At 68.2% G+C, this 13531-nt stretch carries 15 protein-coding genes; 8 read left to right on the top strand and 7 right to left on the bottom strand.

The annotated features are described in order from the left end of the window. Positions 1-7: 7 nt before the first annotated feature. From QFZ47_RS28760 to QFZ47_RS28775, 4 genes are all read right to left on the bottom strand, one after another. Positions 8-754 carry an EAL domain-containing protein gene (locus QFZ47_RS28760; protein ID WP_307658862.1) on the bottom strand — a complete coding sequence of 249 codons (747 nt, stop codon included), beginning with the start codon at positions 752-754 and terminating at the stop codon, positions 8-10. Between the two features lie 89 nt (positions 755-843). Further along, positions 844-1626: an exodeoxyribonuclease III gene (locus QFZ47_RS28765; protein ID WP_307658863.1), complete on the bottom strand. Its 783-nt coding sequence runs from the start codon at positions 1624-1626 to the stop codon at positions 844-846. Between the two features lie 116 nt (positions 1627-1742). Further along, the gene (arsB, locus tag QFZ47_RS28770) at positions 1743-2840 is read right to left on the bottom strand and encodes an ACR3 family arsenite efflux transporter (protein ID WP_307658864.1); all 1098 of its coding nucleotides are present in this window, start codon (positions 2838-2840) and stop codon (positions 1743-1745) included. 10 nt (positions 2841-2850) lie between these two features. Then, positions 2851-3174 (bottom strand): ArsR/SmtB family transcription factor, encoded by a 324-nt coding sequence (locus QFZ47_RS28775; protein WP_307658865.1) that lies wholly within the window; start codon positions 3172-3174, stop codon positions 2851-2853. 29 nt (positions 3175-3203) lie between these two features. On the opposite strand from QFZ47_RS28775, the gene arsC reads away from it, so the two are divergent. The 4 genes from arsC (at position 3204) to QFZ47_RS28795 (ending at position 6059) form a co-directional block, all read left to right on the top strand. Then, on the top strand, positions 3204-3650 hold the full coding sequence (gene arsC / locus QFZ47_RS28780; RefSeq protein ID WP_307658866.1) for an arsenate reductase (glutaredoxin): 447 nt from the start codon (positions 3204-3206) through the stop codon (positions 3648-3650). Next, positions 3598-4356, top strand: a complete 759-nt coding sequence (gene arsH, locus QFZ47_RS28785; RefSeq protein ID WP_307658867.1) for an arsenical resistance protein ArsH — start codon at positions 3598-3600, stop codon at positions 4354-4356. Before arsC ends, arsH begins: the two co-directional genes overlap by 53 nt. A gap of 132 nt (positions 4357-4488) precedes the next feature. Further along, the gene (locus QFZ47_RS28790; RefSeq protein WP_307658868.1) at positions 4489-4680 is read left to right on the top strand and encodes a hypothetical protein; all 192 of its coding nucleotides are present in this window, start codon (positions 4489-4491) and stop codon (positions 4678-4680) included. 41 nt (positions 4681-4721) lie between these two features. Beyond that, positions 4722-6059 (top strand): NUDIX hydrolase, encoded by a 1338-nt coding sequence (locus QFZ47_RS28795; RefSeq protein ID WP_307658869.1) that lies wholly within the window; start codon positions 4722-4724, stop codon positions 6057-6059. A 9-nt stretch (positions 6060-6068) separates the two neighbouring features. Here the strand turns inward: QFZ47_RS28795 and QFZ47_RS28800 are convergent, their stop codons facing one another. Beyond that, positions 6069-10232, bottom strand: a complete 4164-nt coding sequence (locus tag QFZ47_RS28800; protein ID WP_307658870.1) for a CheR family methyltransferase — start codon at positions 10230-10232, stop codon at positions 6069-6071. A gap of 209 nt (positions 10233-10441) precedes the next feature. Here QFZ47_RS28800 and QFZ47_RS28805 point away from each other — a divergent pair, with 209 nt between their 5' ends. The 3 genes from QFZ47_RS28805 to QFZ47_RS28815 all read left to right on the top strand — a co-directional run bounded on the left by QFZ47_RS28805 (position 10442) and on the right by QFZ47_RS28815 (position 11433). Further along, a complete protein-coding gene (locus QFZ47_RS28805; RefSeq protein ID WP_307658871.1) occupies positions 10442-10729 on the top strand; it encodes a hypothetical protein in 288 nt (95 codons plus the stop codon). A gap of 171 nt (positions 10730-10900) precedes the next feature. Further along, positions 10901-11155, top strand: coding sequence for a hypothetical protein (locus tag QFZ47_RS28810; protein ID WP_307658872.1), 255 nt, complete (start codon positions 10901-10903; stop codon positions 11153-11155). A gap of 71 nt (positions 11156-11226) precedes the next feature. Next, complete coding sequence (locus QFZ47_RS28815; RefSeq protein ID WP_307658873.1) at positions 11227-11433, top strand: hypothetical protein; 207 nt, start codon at positions 11227-11229, stop codon at positions 11431-11433. Between the two features lie 24 nt (positions 11434-11457). Here QFZ47_RS28815 and QFZ47_RS28820 read toward each other — a convergent pair whose 3' ends face one another. Both QFZ47_RS28820 and QFZ47_RS28825 read right to left on the bottom strand, forming a co-directional pair. Then, entirely contained in the window at positions 11458-11877 is a 420-nt protein-coding gene (locus QFZ47_RS28820) for a Crp/Fnr family transcriptional regulator (protein WP_307658874.1), read from the bottom strand. 79 nt (positions 11878-11956) lie between these two features. Then, positions 11957-12898: a LysR substrate-binding domain-containing protein gene (locus QFZ47_RS28825; protein ID WP_307658875.1), complete on the bottom strand. Its 942-nt coding sequence runs from the start codon at positions 12896-12898 to the stop codon at positions 11957-11959. 135 nt (positions 12899-13033) lie between these two features. Here QFZ47_RS28825 and QFZ47_RS28830 point away from each other — a divergent pair. Beyond that, a partial coding sequence (locus QFZ47_RS28830) for a Bug family tripartite tricarboxylate transporter substrate binding protein (protein ID WP_307658876.1) occupies positions 13034-13531 on the top strand: 498 nt, incomplete at its 3' end.

Below are 13531 nucleotides of genomic sequence, written 5' to 3' on the forward strand. Positions count from 1 at the left end.
CGGCGCCTCAGGCAGCGTCCCACGCCACGGCTGGCAGCATCGCGATGCCGGGCCTCGCGAACAGGTAGCCCTGGAACAGGTCCACGCCCAGCGCCCGGAGCGCGTGAACCTCTTGCGAAGCCTCGACGCCTTCGGCCACCACCCGGATGCCGAGCTCGTCGCAGGTGCCCACGAAGCCTTTCACGATGCTGAGCCGGACCGGGTCGTTGTGGATGTTGCGCACCAGGCCCATGTCGATCTTCACCACGTCGGGCTGGAAGCCGGCCAGCAGCTCGAAGCCCGCATAGGCGGCGCCGAAGTCGTCGATGGCGGAGGTGAAGCCGTAGTCCTTGTAAGCGCGGAACACCGCCGCCAGCGCGGGCAGGTCGGCCACGCGTTCGCCTTCGGTGATCTCGAACATCAGGTGGTTCACCGGAAAATTGCAGCGCTGCGCGGCCACCATGGCGGTATGAAAGCACTCGTCCTGCCGCCCGGCCACGTCGTTGGGCAGAATGTTGAGGCTCAGCCGCGTCTCCATGCCCAGTGCGGAGGCGGTCTCGATGGCTTTCACCCGGCACGCCTCGTGAAATGCAAAACGGTGCCGCGGATTCACGCGCGAAAGAACCTCGAAGGCGCCCTCTCCCGACGTGCCGCGCACCAAGGCTTCGTGCGCGAAGACTTCGCGCCGCTCGAAATCCACGATCGGCTGGAAGGCCATGACGAACCCGTCATCGAAGCCGGGAAAGCAGGCATCTGCCGTTGTTCCGATGGTCACTGGAGTGGATCTCGCGGGAAAGGGGGCACGTTGTTCAGGCTGCTCGATGAGTGCGTAAATGTAACTCTTTCGTCCACAATCCTCCCTGATCAGCCTGCCGGCATGTCGAGCTCGACCCAGACCGGCGCGTGGTCGCTCGCCCCGGGCCGCCCGCGCACCTCGCGGTCCACGTTCGCATCGGCCAAGAGGGGCGCGAGTTCGCGGTTGAGCAGCAGGTGGTCGATGCGCAGGCCGGCATTGCGCGGCCAGCGGTTGCGCCAGTAGTCCCAATAGGTGTAGATCGCCTCGTCGGGATGGCGCGCACGGATCGCGTCGGTCCATCCCTGCTTCAGCAGGCGGGCGAAGGCCGCGCGGCTTTCCGGCTGCAGCAAGGCGTCGTCGCGCCATGAAGCCGGGTTGTAGATGTCCGCATCGGTGGGCACCACGTTGAAGTCGCCGGCCAGCACCGCCGGCATGCCGCAGCCGAAGAGAAGGCGCGCATGGGCATTCAGCCGCTCGAACCATTCGAGCTTGTAGTCGAACTTGGGGCCGGGCTGCGGATTGCCGTTGGGCAGGTACAGGCAGCCGACGATCACGCCGCCCACCACCGCTTCGAGATAGCGGCTCTGGCTGTCGTCGGAGTTTCCGTCTAGCCCGCGGCCGGTTTCGATCGGCTCCCTTCCGCGCGCCAGAATGGCCACGCCGTTCCATGCGCGCTGGCCGTGGTACACCACGCCGTAGCCCGCCTCGCGGATTGCCGCGGCGGGAAAATTCTGGTCCGGCGATTTCAGCTCCTGCAGGCAGGCCACGTCCGGACGGGACTCGGCCAGCCACTCCAGCAGGAGCGGAAGCCGGCCGTTGACGCCGTTGACGTTGAAGGTCGCGATCTTCATGGGCGCTGCTGCATGGAACGAGCGGGTTGGCCGGATCATGGCCCCAAAGCCGCCCCGGCCATGTCGGAGAACACGCCCTGCAGGGGCAGCGCCAGCGCCTCTTCAACCCATGGCCGTCAAGCGGTCCGCGCGCCTCTTTCGTACCAACCCTGCGACCGGTTGACCACCGCCACCACCAGCAGCATCACCGGCACTTCGATCAGCACGCCCACCACCGTGGCCAGCGCGGCGCCCGACTGGAAGCCGAACAGGCTGATGGCCGTGGCCACCGCGAGCTCGAAGAAATTGCTCGCGCCGATCAGCGCCGACGGGCCGGCCACGCAGTGCGCCACGCCCAGCCTGCGGTTGAGCACATAGGCCAGCCCCGAGTTCAGGAACACCTGGATGAGGATCGGCACCGCGAGCAGCGCGATCACCAGCGGCTGCCGGATGATGGCTTCGCCCTGGAAGGCGAACAGCAGCACCAGCGTGAGCAGCAGCGCCGAGATCGACCATGGCCCGAGCCGCGCCGCAACCGCCTGGAAGTGCGCCGTGCCCTGCTTGAGCAGATGCCTGCGCAGCAGCTGCGCAATGATCACGGGCACCACGATGTACAGGCCCACCGAGGTCAAGAGCGTGTCCCACGGCACCGTGATCGAAGAGAGCCCGAGCAGCAGCGCGACCACGGGCGCGAAGGCCACCACCATGATCGCGTCGTTGAGCGCCACCTGCGACAGCGTGAAGTACGGGTCGCCCCTGCACAGCTGGCTCCACACGAACACCATCGCCGTGCACGGTGCCGCCGCCAGCAGGATCAGACCCGCGATGTAGCTGTCGAGCTGCGCCGGCGGAAGCAGCGGCGCGAACACATGGCGGATGAAGATCCAGCCCAGCAGCGCCATCGAAAACGGCTTCACGGCCCAGTTGATGAAGAGCGTCACGCCGATGCCGCGCCAATGCGCCCTCACCTGCCCGAGCGCCGCGAAATCGATCTTCAGCAGCATCGGGATGATCATCACCCAGATCAGCACGCCGACCGGCACGTTGACCTTGGCCACCTCCAGCGCGGCAATGCCGCGGAACACGCCCGGCAGCCACTGGCCCAGCGCAATGCCCACCACGATGCACAGCGCGACCCAGACCGTGAGGTAGCGCTCGAAGAAGCCGATGGCGGGCGGCCGCGCGGACGATGCCGCGGCGGCGGCGGTGGAGCTGGAGCTGGAGCTGGAGCTCACGGATTTTTTCTCAGCACGGACAAGCCTGCGGCGCACCGGCCAGGCAAGCCTCGCCCTGGCAGCAGTTCTCGGTGAGGTAGCCGATGAGCGCGTTCATCTGCTCGAACGCCGCGCGGTAGATCAGGTTGCGGCCGCTGCGCTCCTGCGTCACCAGCCCCGAATGGGTCAGCTCCTTCAGGTGAAACGAGAGGCTGGTGGCCTGCACGCCGAGCGCCTCGACCAGCGCGCCGGGCGTGAGCCCTGCCGGGCCCGCAACCACCAGCGCGCGGAACACCTGAAGGCGCACCGGCTGGGCCAGCGCGGCGAGGGATCTGACGATGTCTTGTTCTTCCATAATTCAATAATAGTTGCATAATTTCAAGAATGCAATCGACAAGCTCCTCCATCACCATCTTTCACAACCCCGCGTGCGGCACCTCGCGCAACACACTCGCGCTGATCCGCAACAGCGGCGAAGAGCCCCGGGTCATCGAATACCTCAAGACCCCGCCCGACAAGGAAACGCTGCGCGAGCTGCTCGCCGCCATGGCCATGTCGCCGCGCGCGCTGCTGCGCCGCAAGGGCACGCCCTACGACGAACTCGGGCTCGACGACCCGAAGTGGTCCGACGAGCAGCTGCTCGACTTCATGGTCGCGCATCCGATCCTCATCAACCGACCCATCGTCGCCACGCCGATCGGCACGCGGCTGTGCCGCCCTTCGGAAGAGGTGCTCGACATCCTGCCCTCGCCGCAAAAAGGGCCGTTCACCAAGGAAGATGGCGAGATGGTCATCGACGCGGAGGGCCGCCGTGTCGACCGCGCTGCCTGAGCTTCCGAACATCGACGCCGGGCTGTTCGACCGGCCCTCGCCCGAGCGCCTTTTTCCCAGCGCCGCGCCGGCGCACCATGCGCCGCGCTTCCTGCTGCTGTACGGCTCGCTGCGCGAGCGCTCCTACAGCCGCCTGCTGACCGAAGAGGCCGCGCGGCTGCTGCAGGCCATGGGCGGCGAAACGCGCATCTTCGATCCGGCCGGACTGCCGCTGCCCGACAGCGCGCCCGACGATCATCCGAAGGTGCGGCAGCTGCGCGAACTGGCGCAGTGGGCCGAAGGCATGGTGTGGTGCTCGCCCGAACGCCACGGCGCCATGACCGGCCTCATGAAGGCGCAGATCGACTGGATTCCGCTGAGCGTGGGCGCCGTGCGGCCCACGCAGGGCAAGACGCTGGCCGTCATGCAGGTGTCGGGCGGCTCGCAGTCGTTCAACGCGGTGAACCAGCTGCGCGTGCTCGGGCGCTGGATGCGCATGCTGACCATCCCCAACCAGTCGTCCGTCGCCAAGGCCTTCCTGGAGTTCGACGAAGCCGGGCGGATGAAGCCCTCCGCCTGCTACGAGCGCGTGGTCGACGTGATGGAGGAACTGATGAAGTTCACCCTGCTCACGCGCGAAGCGGCCGCCTACCTGGTCGACCGCTACAGCGAGCGCAGGGAAAGCGCCGAGCAGCTCTCGAAGCGGGTGAACCAGCGCGCGATCTAGGGCGTTCTCACGCCGTGTTCTCACGCCGCGTCCTACGCCGGCATGCAGGCTGTCCGACACCGGCGCGCCGTGCCTGCGATAACGTGGGCTCAGGCGCCGGGCGCAACCGGCGCAAGATGCCAGGAGGTATGCATGAGCCCATCGAAGTCGAAGCAGGACCGCACCCCGCGGCTGGTCCGGCCCGCATCGAGCCAGCGGGCACCGGTGACGAAAAAATCCGAAGGCCCCGTGGCCACGCCCAAGGTCAACGAAGGCGCCTCGCTCGGCAAGTCGGCCAACTCCAGCGCCGGCGGCGCGGCGGGGCAGCTGACACCCAAGGACTAAAGTCGCGGCCGGGCCCCGTGTTGGCCCGACAATCGGCGCCCATGAGCGCCAAGCCTTCGACCACGATCCCGCCGGGTCCGGCGCCGTCCATGCCGCGCCCCATCCGGGTTGCAGCCTCCCTGATCCTCTTGCGCGACGGCGCCCACGGCATGGAAGTGCTGCTGCTGCGCCGCGCCGAGAAGGCCGATGACCAGAACAGCGGTGCCAGCGTGTTTCCGGGTGGCGTGGTCGATACGCACGACCGCCGCCTGCACCTGATGTGCAAGGGCCTGGACGATGCCGCGGCCAGCGCGCGCCTGGGCGTGGCCGATGGCGGCCTCGACTACTACGCCGCCGCGGTGCGCGAATGCTTCGAGGAAGCGGGCGTCCTGTTCGCAAGCGATGCCGAAGACCGCCTGGTCGAACTCGACCGGCTGCCGCCGAGCCGGCTCGAAGCCATGCGCCACGCCGCCGAGCAAGGCACCGATGCGCTGCTGGCCATGTGCGAGGCGCAAGGCTGGCGCCTCGCGATGGACCGGCTGGCCTATTTCAGCCACTGGCTCACGCCGCCCGGCATGCCGCGCCGCTTCGATACCCGCTTTTTCATTGCACAGATGCCGGCGGGCCAGGACGTGAAACCCGACGGCCGCGAGACGGTGGAGCACATGTGGCTGAAGCCCGCGGAAGCAGCGGATCCGCGCCGCGGCCTCAAGCTGATGAACGTGACGCGGCGCACGCTCGAACAGCTGGCACGCTTCGGCAGCGCCGCCGCCTGCATGGCCCATGCGCGAAGCCAGACACGGATCGTGCTGAACATGCCGCGCCTGGCCGACGGGCCTTCGGGCCGCCGCGCAGTGAACATCGAAGAAGCCGCCTACGAGGAAATCGGCCGCATCGACCCCGACGGCCAGGGCCATGCGCACTACGCGCTCGAGCCCGGCCTCGCCACGCGGCTGTCGGCACGCGTCGTGCGCGTGGCTGGCGCGCCGGATTCGCATCACAGCTATTTCGTCGGCGGCGAAGGCGGCCAGTGGGCATTGATCGACCCCGCGCCGCATGGCGTTGCGCGAAGCGAGGCGCCGGGCCAGGTGAAGTGGCTGCTCTGGACCGCGGCGCGCCCGCAGCCATCGGCCGAGTCGCTCGATGCGCTTCGATCCGCATGGCCCGATGCCACCGTGCTGTCGCCGGAGCCCGGAGACACCCTGCGCCTTGCGGGTGCGACGCTGCACGTCCGGCAGGCCGGGTCCGCCGATCAGGGCGCGCCCGCGCGCCAGTTCCTGCTGGCCGAGGAGCGCACGCTGTTCACCGGCTGCGGCGCCGCGGCGCCCGCGGTGCACGCCACCGGCGAGGCCGCGTGGATCGCGCCGGCCAGCGGCTTCATCTTCCGCACGCCGCGCTAGCGCAAGCTCTCACAGCCGGCCGATGGCGGCCTTGAGTTCCTCGATCGACGCGGGCTTGGGCAGGTGCGCGTTGAAGCCGGCCTCGAGCGCCCGGCGCGCATCGGCGCGGCGGCCGAAGCCGGACATCGCGATGGAAGGCAGCTCGCGCGTGGCCGGCCGCCGCCGCACCTCGGCAATGAACTGGTAGCCGTCCATCTCGGGCATGCCAAGGTCGGATACCAGCAGGTCGTAGGTGTTCGACTCCAGCAGCTCCAGGCCCTTCTTCGCGCTCTGCGCAATGTCGACCATGGCGCCCTCGAGCCGCAGCACCTCGGCGAACGGAGCCAGCGCATCGGCATGGTCGTCCACCGCGAGCACGCGCCAGCCGACGAGGCTGACTTCGGCCGGCACCCGGTCCGCCGGCGGCTCCACGGCCGCGCCCACGCGCGGCAGCCACACGCTGAATTCGGCGCCCTGCCCCAGCCCCGCCGAATGCACCTCCACCCGGCCGCCGTGGGCCCGCGTCAGTTCATGGACCAGCGCCAGGCCGATGCCCAGGCCGCCATTGGGCGGCGTCACATCGCTGCTCGCCTGGTTGAACATGCCGAACACATGCGCAAGAAATTCCGGTGCGATGCCGCAGCCCGTATCGCTCACCGTGAGCTTGGCAAAACTCTCGTCGGCCGCGGCAACGCGGACCCGGATGCGCCCGCCATCGGGCGTGAACTTGACCGCATTGCTCAGCAGGTTCCAGGCGATCTGCTCGATGCGCACGCGATCGCCGTCGCAGGCTACGCCGGCATCGCAGTCCAGCTCCAGTGCGAGTTGCTTACCGGCCGCGCCGCTCACGGCGGCATGCGCCACGGCCTGCACCAGCTCGCCCAGGTCGACCGCCACCCGGTTCAACCGCAGCTTGCCGGTGCGGATGCGCGAGAGATCGAGCAGGTCGTTGATGATGCGCGTCTGGCTCGCCACGGCGCGCTTAATGGTCTCGCCCACCCGCCGCACGGCCGGGTTTTCGGAGGTGCCCGGCATGTGCATGAGCAGCTCGGCATTCATCTGGATCAGGTTGAGCGGCTGCTTCAGCTCGTGCGACATCACGGCCAGGAACCTGTCCTTGAGCTCGTTGGCCATCTGCGCGCTGAGGCTGGCCTTCTTTTCCTTGAAGAGGCGATGCTCCTGCGCGAGCTCGTGCTGCTTGGTACCCGTCATGTCGCGCGCGATCTTGGCAAAGCCGCCGCCCGCCGCGGGCTCCAGCGGCGTGGTGACGCCGCTGCAGAAGAGGCGGCTGCCGTCCTTGCGCTGGTGCCAGCGCTCGTCCTCGGCGCGGCCCAGCTCGAGCGCGCGGCGCATCTGCGCCTCAGGCACGCCGCTCGCCTGGTCTTCGGCGGTGAAGATCATCGCGAGCGGCTGGTGCAGCATCTCTTCTTCCGAGTAGCCGAAGATGCGCTGCGCGCCCGCGTTCCACGTGGTGATCAGGCCCCGCTCGTCGGTCGTGATGATGGCGAAGTCGCGCGTCGTGGCCGCCACCTGCCGCAGCCGCTCCTCGCCCGCGCGCACCCGCTCTTCGGCGGCGCGCAGCTCGGTGATGTCGAAGAAGTTGAGGATCGCGCCTTCGATCCTGTCTTCCGCCGTGCGGTACGGGAGAATGCGGGCCAGGAATTGCCGCCCGTCCGCGCTGGCCACGTGCCGCTCGCTGGCGCGCAGCTCCTTGAAGGCCGCCGCGGTGTCGTGCGCCAGTTCCGGATAGTCGAGCCGGCTGGTGATGTCGAACAGCGAACGCCCGAGGTCCGACGAAATCAGGTTGAACAGCTTGCTCGCGTGCGGCGTGTAGCGCTTGATGTGCATGCCGCGGTCCACGAAAACGGTGGCAATCTCGGACGAGGCAATCAGGTTCTGCAGGTCGTCGTTGATGTGGCCGCGCTCTTCCACCTTCATCTTGAGCTCGAAATTGACGGTCACGAGCTCCTCGTTCATCGACTGCAGTTCTTCCTTGCTGGTTTCGAGTTCCTCGGTGGCCGAACGCAGCTCCTCGTTGATGGCCTGCAGTTCCTCGTTGGAGGCCTTCAGCTCCTCGGTCGCGGTTTCGGAGCTCTCGATGGTGTCCTGCAGATGCAGCTTGAGCTGGCGGATCTCGTCTTCCATCTTGCCGATGAGCTGCTCGCGCGCCGCATCGGCCGGCTCGCCGCCTTCGGGTTGCATGCTTTCCTCGATTTCGTCGAACACCACGAGCGTCAGCTGCGCAGCGCCGCCCTTCTCGTCTTCCTTCTGCTGCAGCGGACGCACGGTGATGTTGAGAAACATCTGCCGGCCGTCGTCCCGCTTCTGCACGAGCCGCGTCTCCACGCTGCGGTTCGTCTGCGCGGCCTTGAAGAGCGCGGTTCGCAATTCCAGCCGCAGGTCGGGCCGCACGTTGTTCAGGAGGTTGTTCGAAGGTTCGCCGCCGGGCCGCTCCAGGAAGCGGCCCGCGCCATGGGACAGGTGCAGCACGTCATGGTCGGCGTTGACGAGCACGCTGGGCGGCGAGAACTGCTCCAGCGCACGCTGGTGCAGTTGCGCGAAGCTCAGGCGCTCGCTGCGCTTGTGCGAGCGCAGCGCCTGCATGGAACCGGTCGCGCCGTGCCCGGGCGGCGCATCGCTGATGAGGGGCACGTGGCGTCCGGGCGAGAGCTGAGGATCGGCGCGGTAGATGCGGTTCTTCTTGTCGACGGAAGCGAACAGGCTGCCCGCCACGTCGATCGATTCCGAAGTGCCGAGAAACAGGTAGCCGCCGGGCTTGAGCGCAACGCGGAACATCTCCAGCACATGCGCCTGGGCTGCGCGGTCGAGATAGATCAGGAGATTGCGGCAGCATATGAGGTCCAGCCGCGAGAACGGCGGATCGCGCAGCAGGTTGTGCAATGCAAAGAGCACCGGCTCGCGCACCGAGGTGGCGACGCGGTACTGGTCCTGCTCGGCCACGAAGAACTGCCGCAGCCGCGAAGGCGAGATGTCTTCCGCAATGCCCTGGGCATAGAGGCCTTTGCGCGCCACGGCAATGGCTCGCTCGTCGATGTCGGTGGCAAAGATCTGGATATCGAGCGGCTTGGACTGCCGGTCGACCTGCTCGCGCAGCAGCAGGCTCAGCGAATAGGCTTCCTCGCCGGTGGCGCAGCCCGCCACCCAGGCGCGCACCTGCTCGCCTGGCTGCTTGCTCTCGATCAGCGCGGGAATGGCCTCGCGCTCGAGGGCCTCGAAGGCATCGGGATCGCGGAAGAAGTTGGTCACGCTGATGAGCATGTCCTGCAGCAGCGGCGCCGCTTCCTCGGGGTGGTCGCGCAGGAAGTCGCGGTAGGCCGGCAGGTCGGCCAGGCGGTTCACCTGCAGCCGGCGCTCCAGGCGGCGCAGCACCGTGGCCCGCTTGTAGTGGTGGAAGTCGTGCCGCGTGGAGGTGCGCAGGAGCTCCATGATCTCCTGCAATGCCTGCTCGGCCAGGCTGGCCTCCGCGCCGCTGTCGGGCCCCTGGGCCACCGGGCCCGCCGGCTCCTCGTGCGGCAGGCGGATGTGCTGCGCATTGCGCCAGAGCTCGACCAGGCGCTGGCCCATGTCGGCCACCGGCATCACGATGTCGACCATGCCGGTGGTGATGGCCGCGCGCGGCATGGCGTCGTGCGCCGCGTCGCCGGGCGACTGCGCCATGGTGATGCCGCCGTTCTCCTTCACGCGGGTGAGGCCGACCGCGCCATCGCTGCCCATGCCCGACATCACGATGCAGATGGCCCGCTCCTTGTGCACCTCGGCCAGGGTGCGAAAGAACACATCGACCTCCGCATGAAGTCCCGTGGCGCGCTCGCTGGCGGCCACCTGCAGGTGGCCGTCGCTCATCGTGAGCTCCATGCCCGGTGGAATCACGTAGACGTGGTCGGCTTCGACCGGCGTCGGCCGCGTGACCTGCGCGACGGGCATCCGGGTGGCGCGCTGCAGGATGTCGGCGGCGTTGCTCTCGTGCTCGGGCGAGAGATGCAGGATGACGACAAAGGCCATGCCCTCATCGGGCGGCATGTTCCCGAAAAAGCGGATCAGTGCTTCCAGCCCGCCCGCGGAGGCGCCGATGCCGATGACCGGGAAGCCCAGTGCGGTGGGCGCGCGCTCGGACTCGCCGTCACTGGCATCCGAAGAGGACGGTGGCGGGTTCGATGGGGACAAGGGAGTCATTGCGGGACCGGAGCCTCCTGGCCTGTGATGCGCGGCGTTCGATCCTCAAATTTTGCCACTGCGCCTACAAATGGCAGCGGCGGCATCTTGCCGGGGCCAGCGGACTGCCCGACGGCACGTCGTCCGACGCCTCGCATCGCGCCCGCCGCCTAGCTTTGGTGCGATTCAACTCGAGCACTCGACGCCTTCACGCTCAAGGAGGATTCGCAATGATCACGCAGGACGCAGCCGCCGGGAGCGGCGCCGGGGAACCGGGCATCGACTTCATCTACAGGGGTTGGCACTTCAAGTACGGTGCGCAGCGCACGGGCCCCGGCGTGTACCGCCCCGTGGTCGTGTGCCTCGGCCGCGGGCACGGCGCGGAGGAAAAGGAGACGCTGCCCAACGACACCGACGAGATCGCCTATGCCACCGAGGCGGAGGCGCTGCGGCACGCGGAGCAGCAGGCGATGCGCTGGGTGCACGACCGCACCGGCGATGGCCAGGGTCAGCTCTGACGCAGGCCTGCCGGCGTTGCGGCGCGGCGCCAGCGACAGGCAGGCAGCCATGTAGTCTGTGCTGTCGCAGCACACGAGAAAGCTTCCTACGCGGCGCGCCCGGCCTCCGTCCGAATCTTCTTCGACACCGCATTGGGCCGAGGTCGTTCCGCGAAAAGTGAAGGAACATCCATGACCGCATTGGACCTGTTGAACCTGGATGTACTGCTCGCGCGCAGCGTGCTGCTGCGCGCCCACTACATGCAGGTGCAGAGCCGCATCTGCGTTGCGATGTCGCGCCACCGGCTCGATGCCGGCAGCGGCCCCGGGGATGAGGACTTCGGCGAACTCATCCACGCCATGAGCCGCTCGCTCTCGGCCGACGCGCGCTACCTCTGCACGCTGTCGGCCCTGGTGCGCGGCATCATCGCGCAGGCGAAGGCGTAAGCACGCGTCGCCATGCGGCCGTCTCCAATGTCCGACATCGCAGGCCTGCGCACCGGCGCAGCGTTGGGCGCATGAAGCCCTCTCGACAACTCAAGTCCGACGAACGCGACAACGCGCGGGTGTTCCGGTGGGGTATCGGCGCGGCCATCGTGGTATTCATCCTGGCGCTGGCCTACAACTTCCTGACGCAGACGCGCGAGGAAGGGCCGGTCAAGCCGTCGACGCCGACGCAGAGCGCGCCGCAGACGGCACCTGCCAATCCGCCGCCGGGCAAATAGCGCGCGACGGCAACCGGCCGGTGCCTACCCCAGGCCGAGTTGCCCACGCAGCGCCCTCGTGCGCTCGATGGCAATGCCGAGCAGCTTCACGGCCACCTGCGGGTGCTTTTCGCAGAGCCCGCGCATGGCCGCCACGGGAATCAGGTACACCGATGAAGCCTGCGCCGCCACCAGCGTGTGCTTCGCCTGGTAGCGGTCTTCGCTGAGCGACGGGCCAAGAAAGAAGTCGTGCTGGCCAATCAGGTCGGTCACGACATCGGCGCCGCTCGCGCGCCCATGGCTCACCACGTGCAGCAGCCCGCTCGCCACGCAATAGACCCGGTCCGTCCACTCGCCCGAGGCAAGAACGGGTTCATCGCACTGGTAGGCGCGCAGTTCGCTGGCCTCGTCCAATGCCGTGCGGTCCGCATGCGGCAGACCGGCGACCAGGGTATGCAAGTACATGCCCGAATGGTCTTCGAAGGCACTGCAGGGTGCATACCCATGAATTGGGGATGCCGTGCCGGAAAGCCACGGCGCCGCCTCAAGCCGGGGATTTGGCCCTGGCCGCGCGCCGCAGGCATTCGAGCAGCTGCTGCGTGCTGGGCGTGCGCCTGCGCCCGCGCATGGTGATGAGGCCCACCGGCGGCAACTCGATCGGCACCTTGAGCGTCAGCACCTTCAGCATGCCCTGCTGCTGAAAATGCCGCGCCACGGAGCGCGCCATGAAGGCCACCGCATCGCGCTGCTGCAAAAAGCTGATCTGCGCCAGGAAGGAGGCCGACTCGATGATGTCGGCCGGTGGATGCACACCGTCGCGAAAGAACATCTGGTCGAGCTTCACGCGCAGCGAGGCCCAGGGCGGCGGCATCACGCAGCACTCCTTCGCCAGGTCGGCCCAGCCCAGCCGGCGCTTCGCGGCCAGCGGATGCCCCGGGCGCACCACCACCTGCATGGGCTCGGGGTGCAACGCCTCGGTGTCGAGGTCGGGCGCCGCGTAGCCGGGCTCCAGCCGTCCCACGAACAGGTCGAGCTCGCCCAGGCGCAGCTTGGGCAGCAGGCGCGTGAGGTCGCCCTCCTCCACCAGCACCGTGGTCTGCGAGGAGTTGGCCTTGAGCATTTCGACCGCGCGCGCCAGCAGCACCGGCATGGCCACCACCATGGCGCCCACGCTGGTGCGGCCCGCGGCGCCGCTGGCCACGGCCGCGATCTCGTCGCGCGTGCGGTCGTAGTCGGCCAGCACCGAGCGCGCGAAACGCACCACGCTGTCGCCGTAGGGCGTGGGCTCGGTGCCGCGCGTGGAGCGCTCGAACAGCGCCAGGCCGAACATGCGTTCGATCTCCACCAGCGACTTGGACACCGCCGGCTGCGTGACCGACAGGAACTCGGCCGCGCGGCCCAGGTGGCGGAACTGGTCGAGCGCCACCAGCATCTGCAGGTGGCGCAACTTGAGGTTGGAACGCAGGACGCGGTCGATCTGGCTCATCGTGGGGCTTGCGGGCTTTTTCCTCTTCATAACCTCCAGGCTATGAAGAGAGTCCGCTATTTCATTGGATTGCAATGATTGTCTGCTGAAGAATGCGCCCAGCTTTCATCGAACTACAAATTGTCGGAGACACACATGGACTTCCATCGCACCCTGCAGCGGCGCCAACTGGTGCTGGGCGGCCTCGGCGCCGCCGCGCTCGCCACTGCCACCGGCCGCGCCTTTGCCGCGGACTATCCGGACCGCCCCATCAGCTTCATCTGCCCGTGGCCCGCGGGCGGCACTGCGGACCGCTCGATGCGCGCCGTCTGCCAGATCGCCGCGCGCGAGCTCGGCCAGCCCATTGCGCTGGAAAACCGGGCCGGCGCCTCGGGAATGATCGGCACCAAGGCGCTGGCCTCGGCGCGGCCCGACGGCTACACGATCGGGCAGATCCCCATCTCGGTGACGCGCTTCGCGCAGATCGGCACCGTGCAGATCGATCCGCTCAAGGACCTGAGCTACCTGGCCCGCACCTCGGGCCAGACCTTCGGCATCGCGGTGCCGGCCAGTTCGCCCTTCAAGTCGCTGCGCGACATGGTGGCGCAGGCCAAGGCCAAGCCCGGCGTGATCAGCTACGCCCACGCCGGCGTG

It is taken from the genome of Variovorax paradoxus, from assembly GCF_030815975.1.
Classification (GTDB): Bacteria; Pseudomonadota; Gammaproteobacteria; order Burkholderiales; family Burkholderiaceae_C; genus Variovorax; species Variovorax paradoxus_N.

Coding starts and splice junctions, on each gene's coding strand:
- QFZ47_RS28775 (WP_307658865.1), bottom strand. CDS start 3,174: ATGGAAGAACAAGACATCGTCAGATCCCTCGCCGCGCTGGCCCAGCCG.
- QFZ47_RS28815 (WP_307658873.1), top strand. CDS start 11,227: ATGAAGCCCTCTCGACAACTCAAGTCCGACGAACGCGACAACGCGCGG.
- QFZ47_RS28765 (WP_307658863.1), bottom strand. CDS start 1,626: ATGAAGATCGCGACCTTCAACGTCAACGGCGTCAACGGCCGGCTTCCG.
- QFZ47_RS28805 (WP_307658871.1), top strand. CDS start 10,442: ATGATCACGCAGGACGCAGCCGCCGGGAGCGGCGCCGGGGAACCGGGC.
- arsC (WP_307658866.1), top strand. CDS start 3,204: ATGCAATCGACAAGCTCCTCCATCACCATCTTTCACAACCCCGCGTGC.
- QFZ47_RS28790 (WP_307658868.1), top strand. CDS start 4,489: ATGAGCCCATCGAAGTCGAAGCAGGACCGCACCCCGCGGCTGGTCCGG.
- QFZ47_RS28810 (WP_307658872.1), top strand. CDS start 10,901: ATGACCGCATTGGACCTGTTGAACCTGGATGTACTGCTCGCGCGCAGC.
- QFZ47_RS28795 (WP_307658869.1), top strand. CDS start 4,722: ATGAGCGCCAAGCCTTCGACCACGATCCCGCCGGGTCCGGCGCCGTCC.
- QFZ47_RS28800 (WP_307658870.1), bottom strand. CDS start 10,232: ATGACTCCCTTGTCCCCATCGAACCCGCCACCGTCCTCTTCGGATGCC.
- arsH (WP_307658867.1), top strand. CDS start 3,598: ATGGCGAGATGGTCATCGACGCGGAGGGCCGCCGTGTCGACCGCGCTG.
- QFZ47_RS28825 (WP_307658875.1), bottom strand. CDS start 12,898: ATGAGCCAGATCGACCGCGTCCTGCGTTCCAACCTCAAGTTGCGCCAC.
- QFZ47_RS28820 (WP_307658874.1), bottom strand. CDS start 11,877: ATGTACTTGCATACCCTGGTCGCCGGTCTGCCGCATGCGGACCGCACG.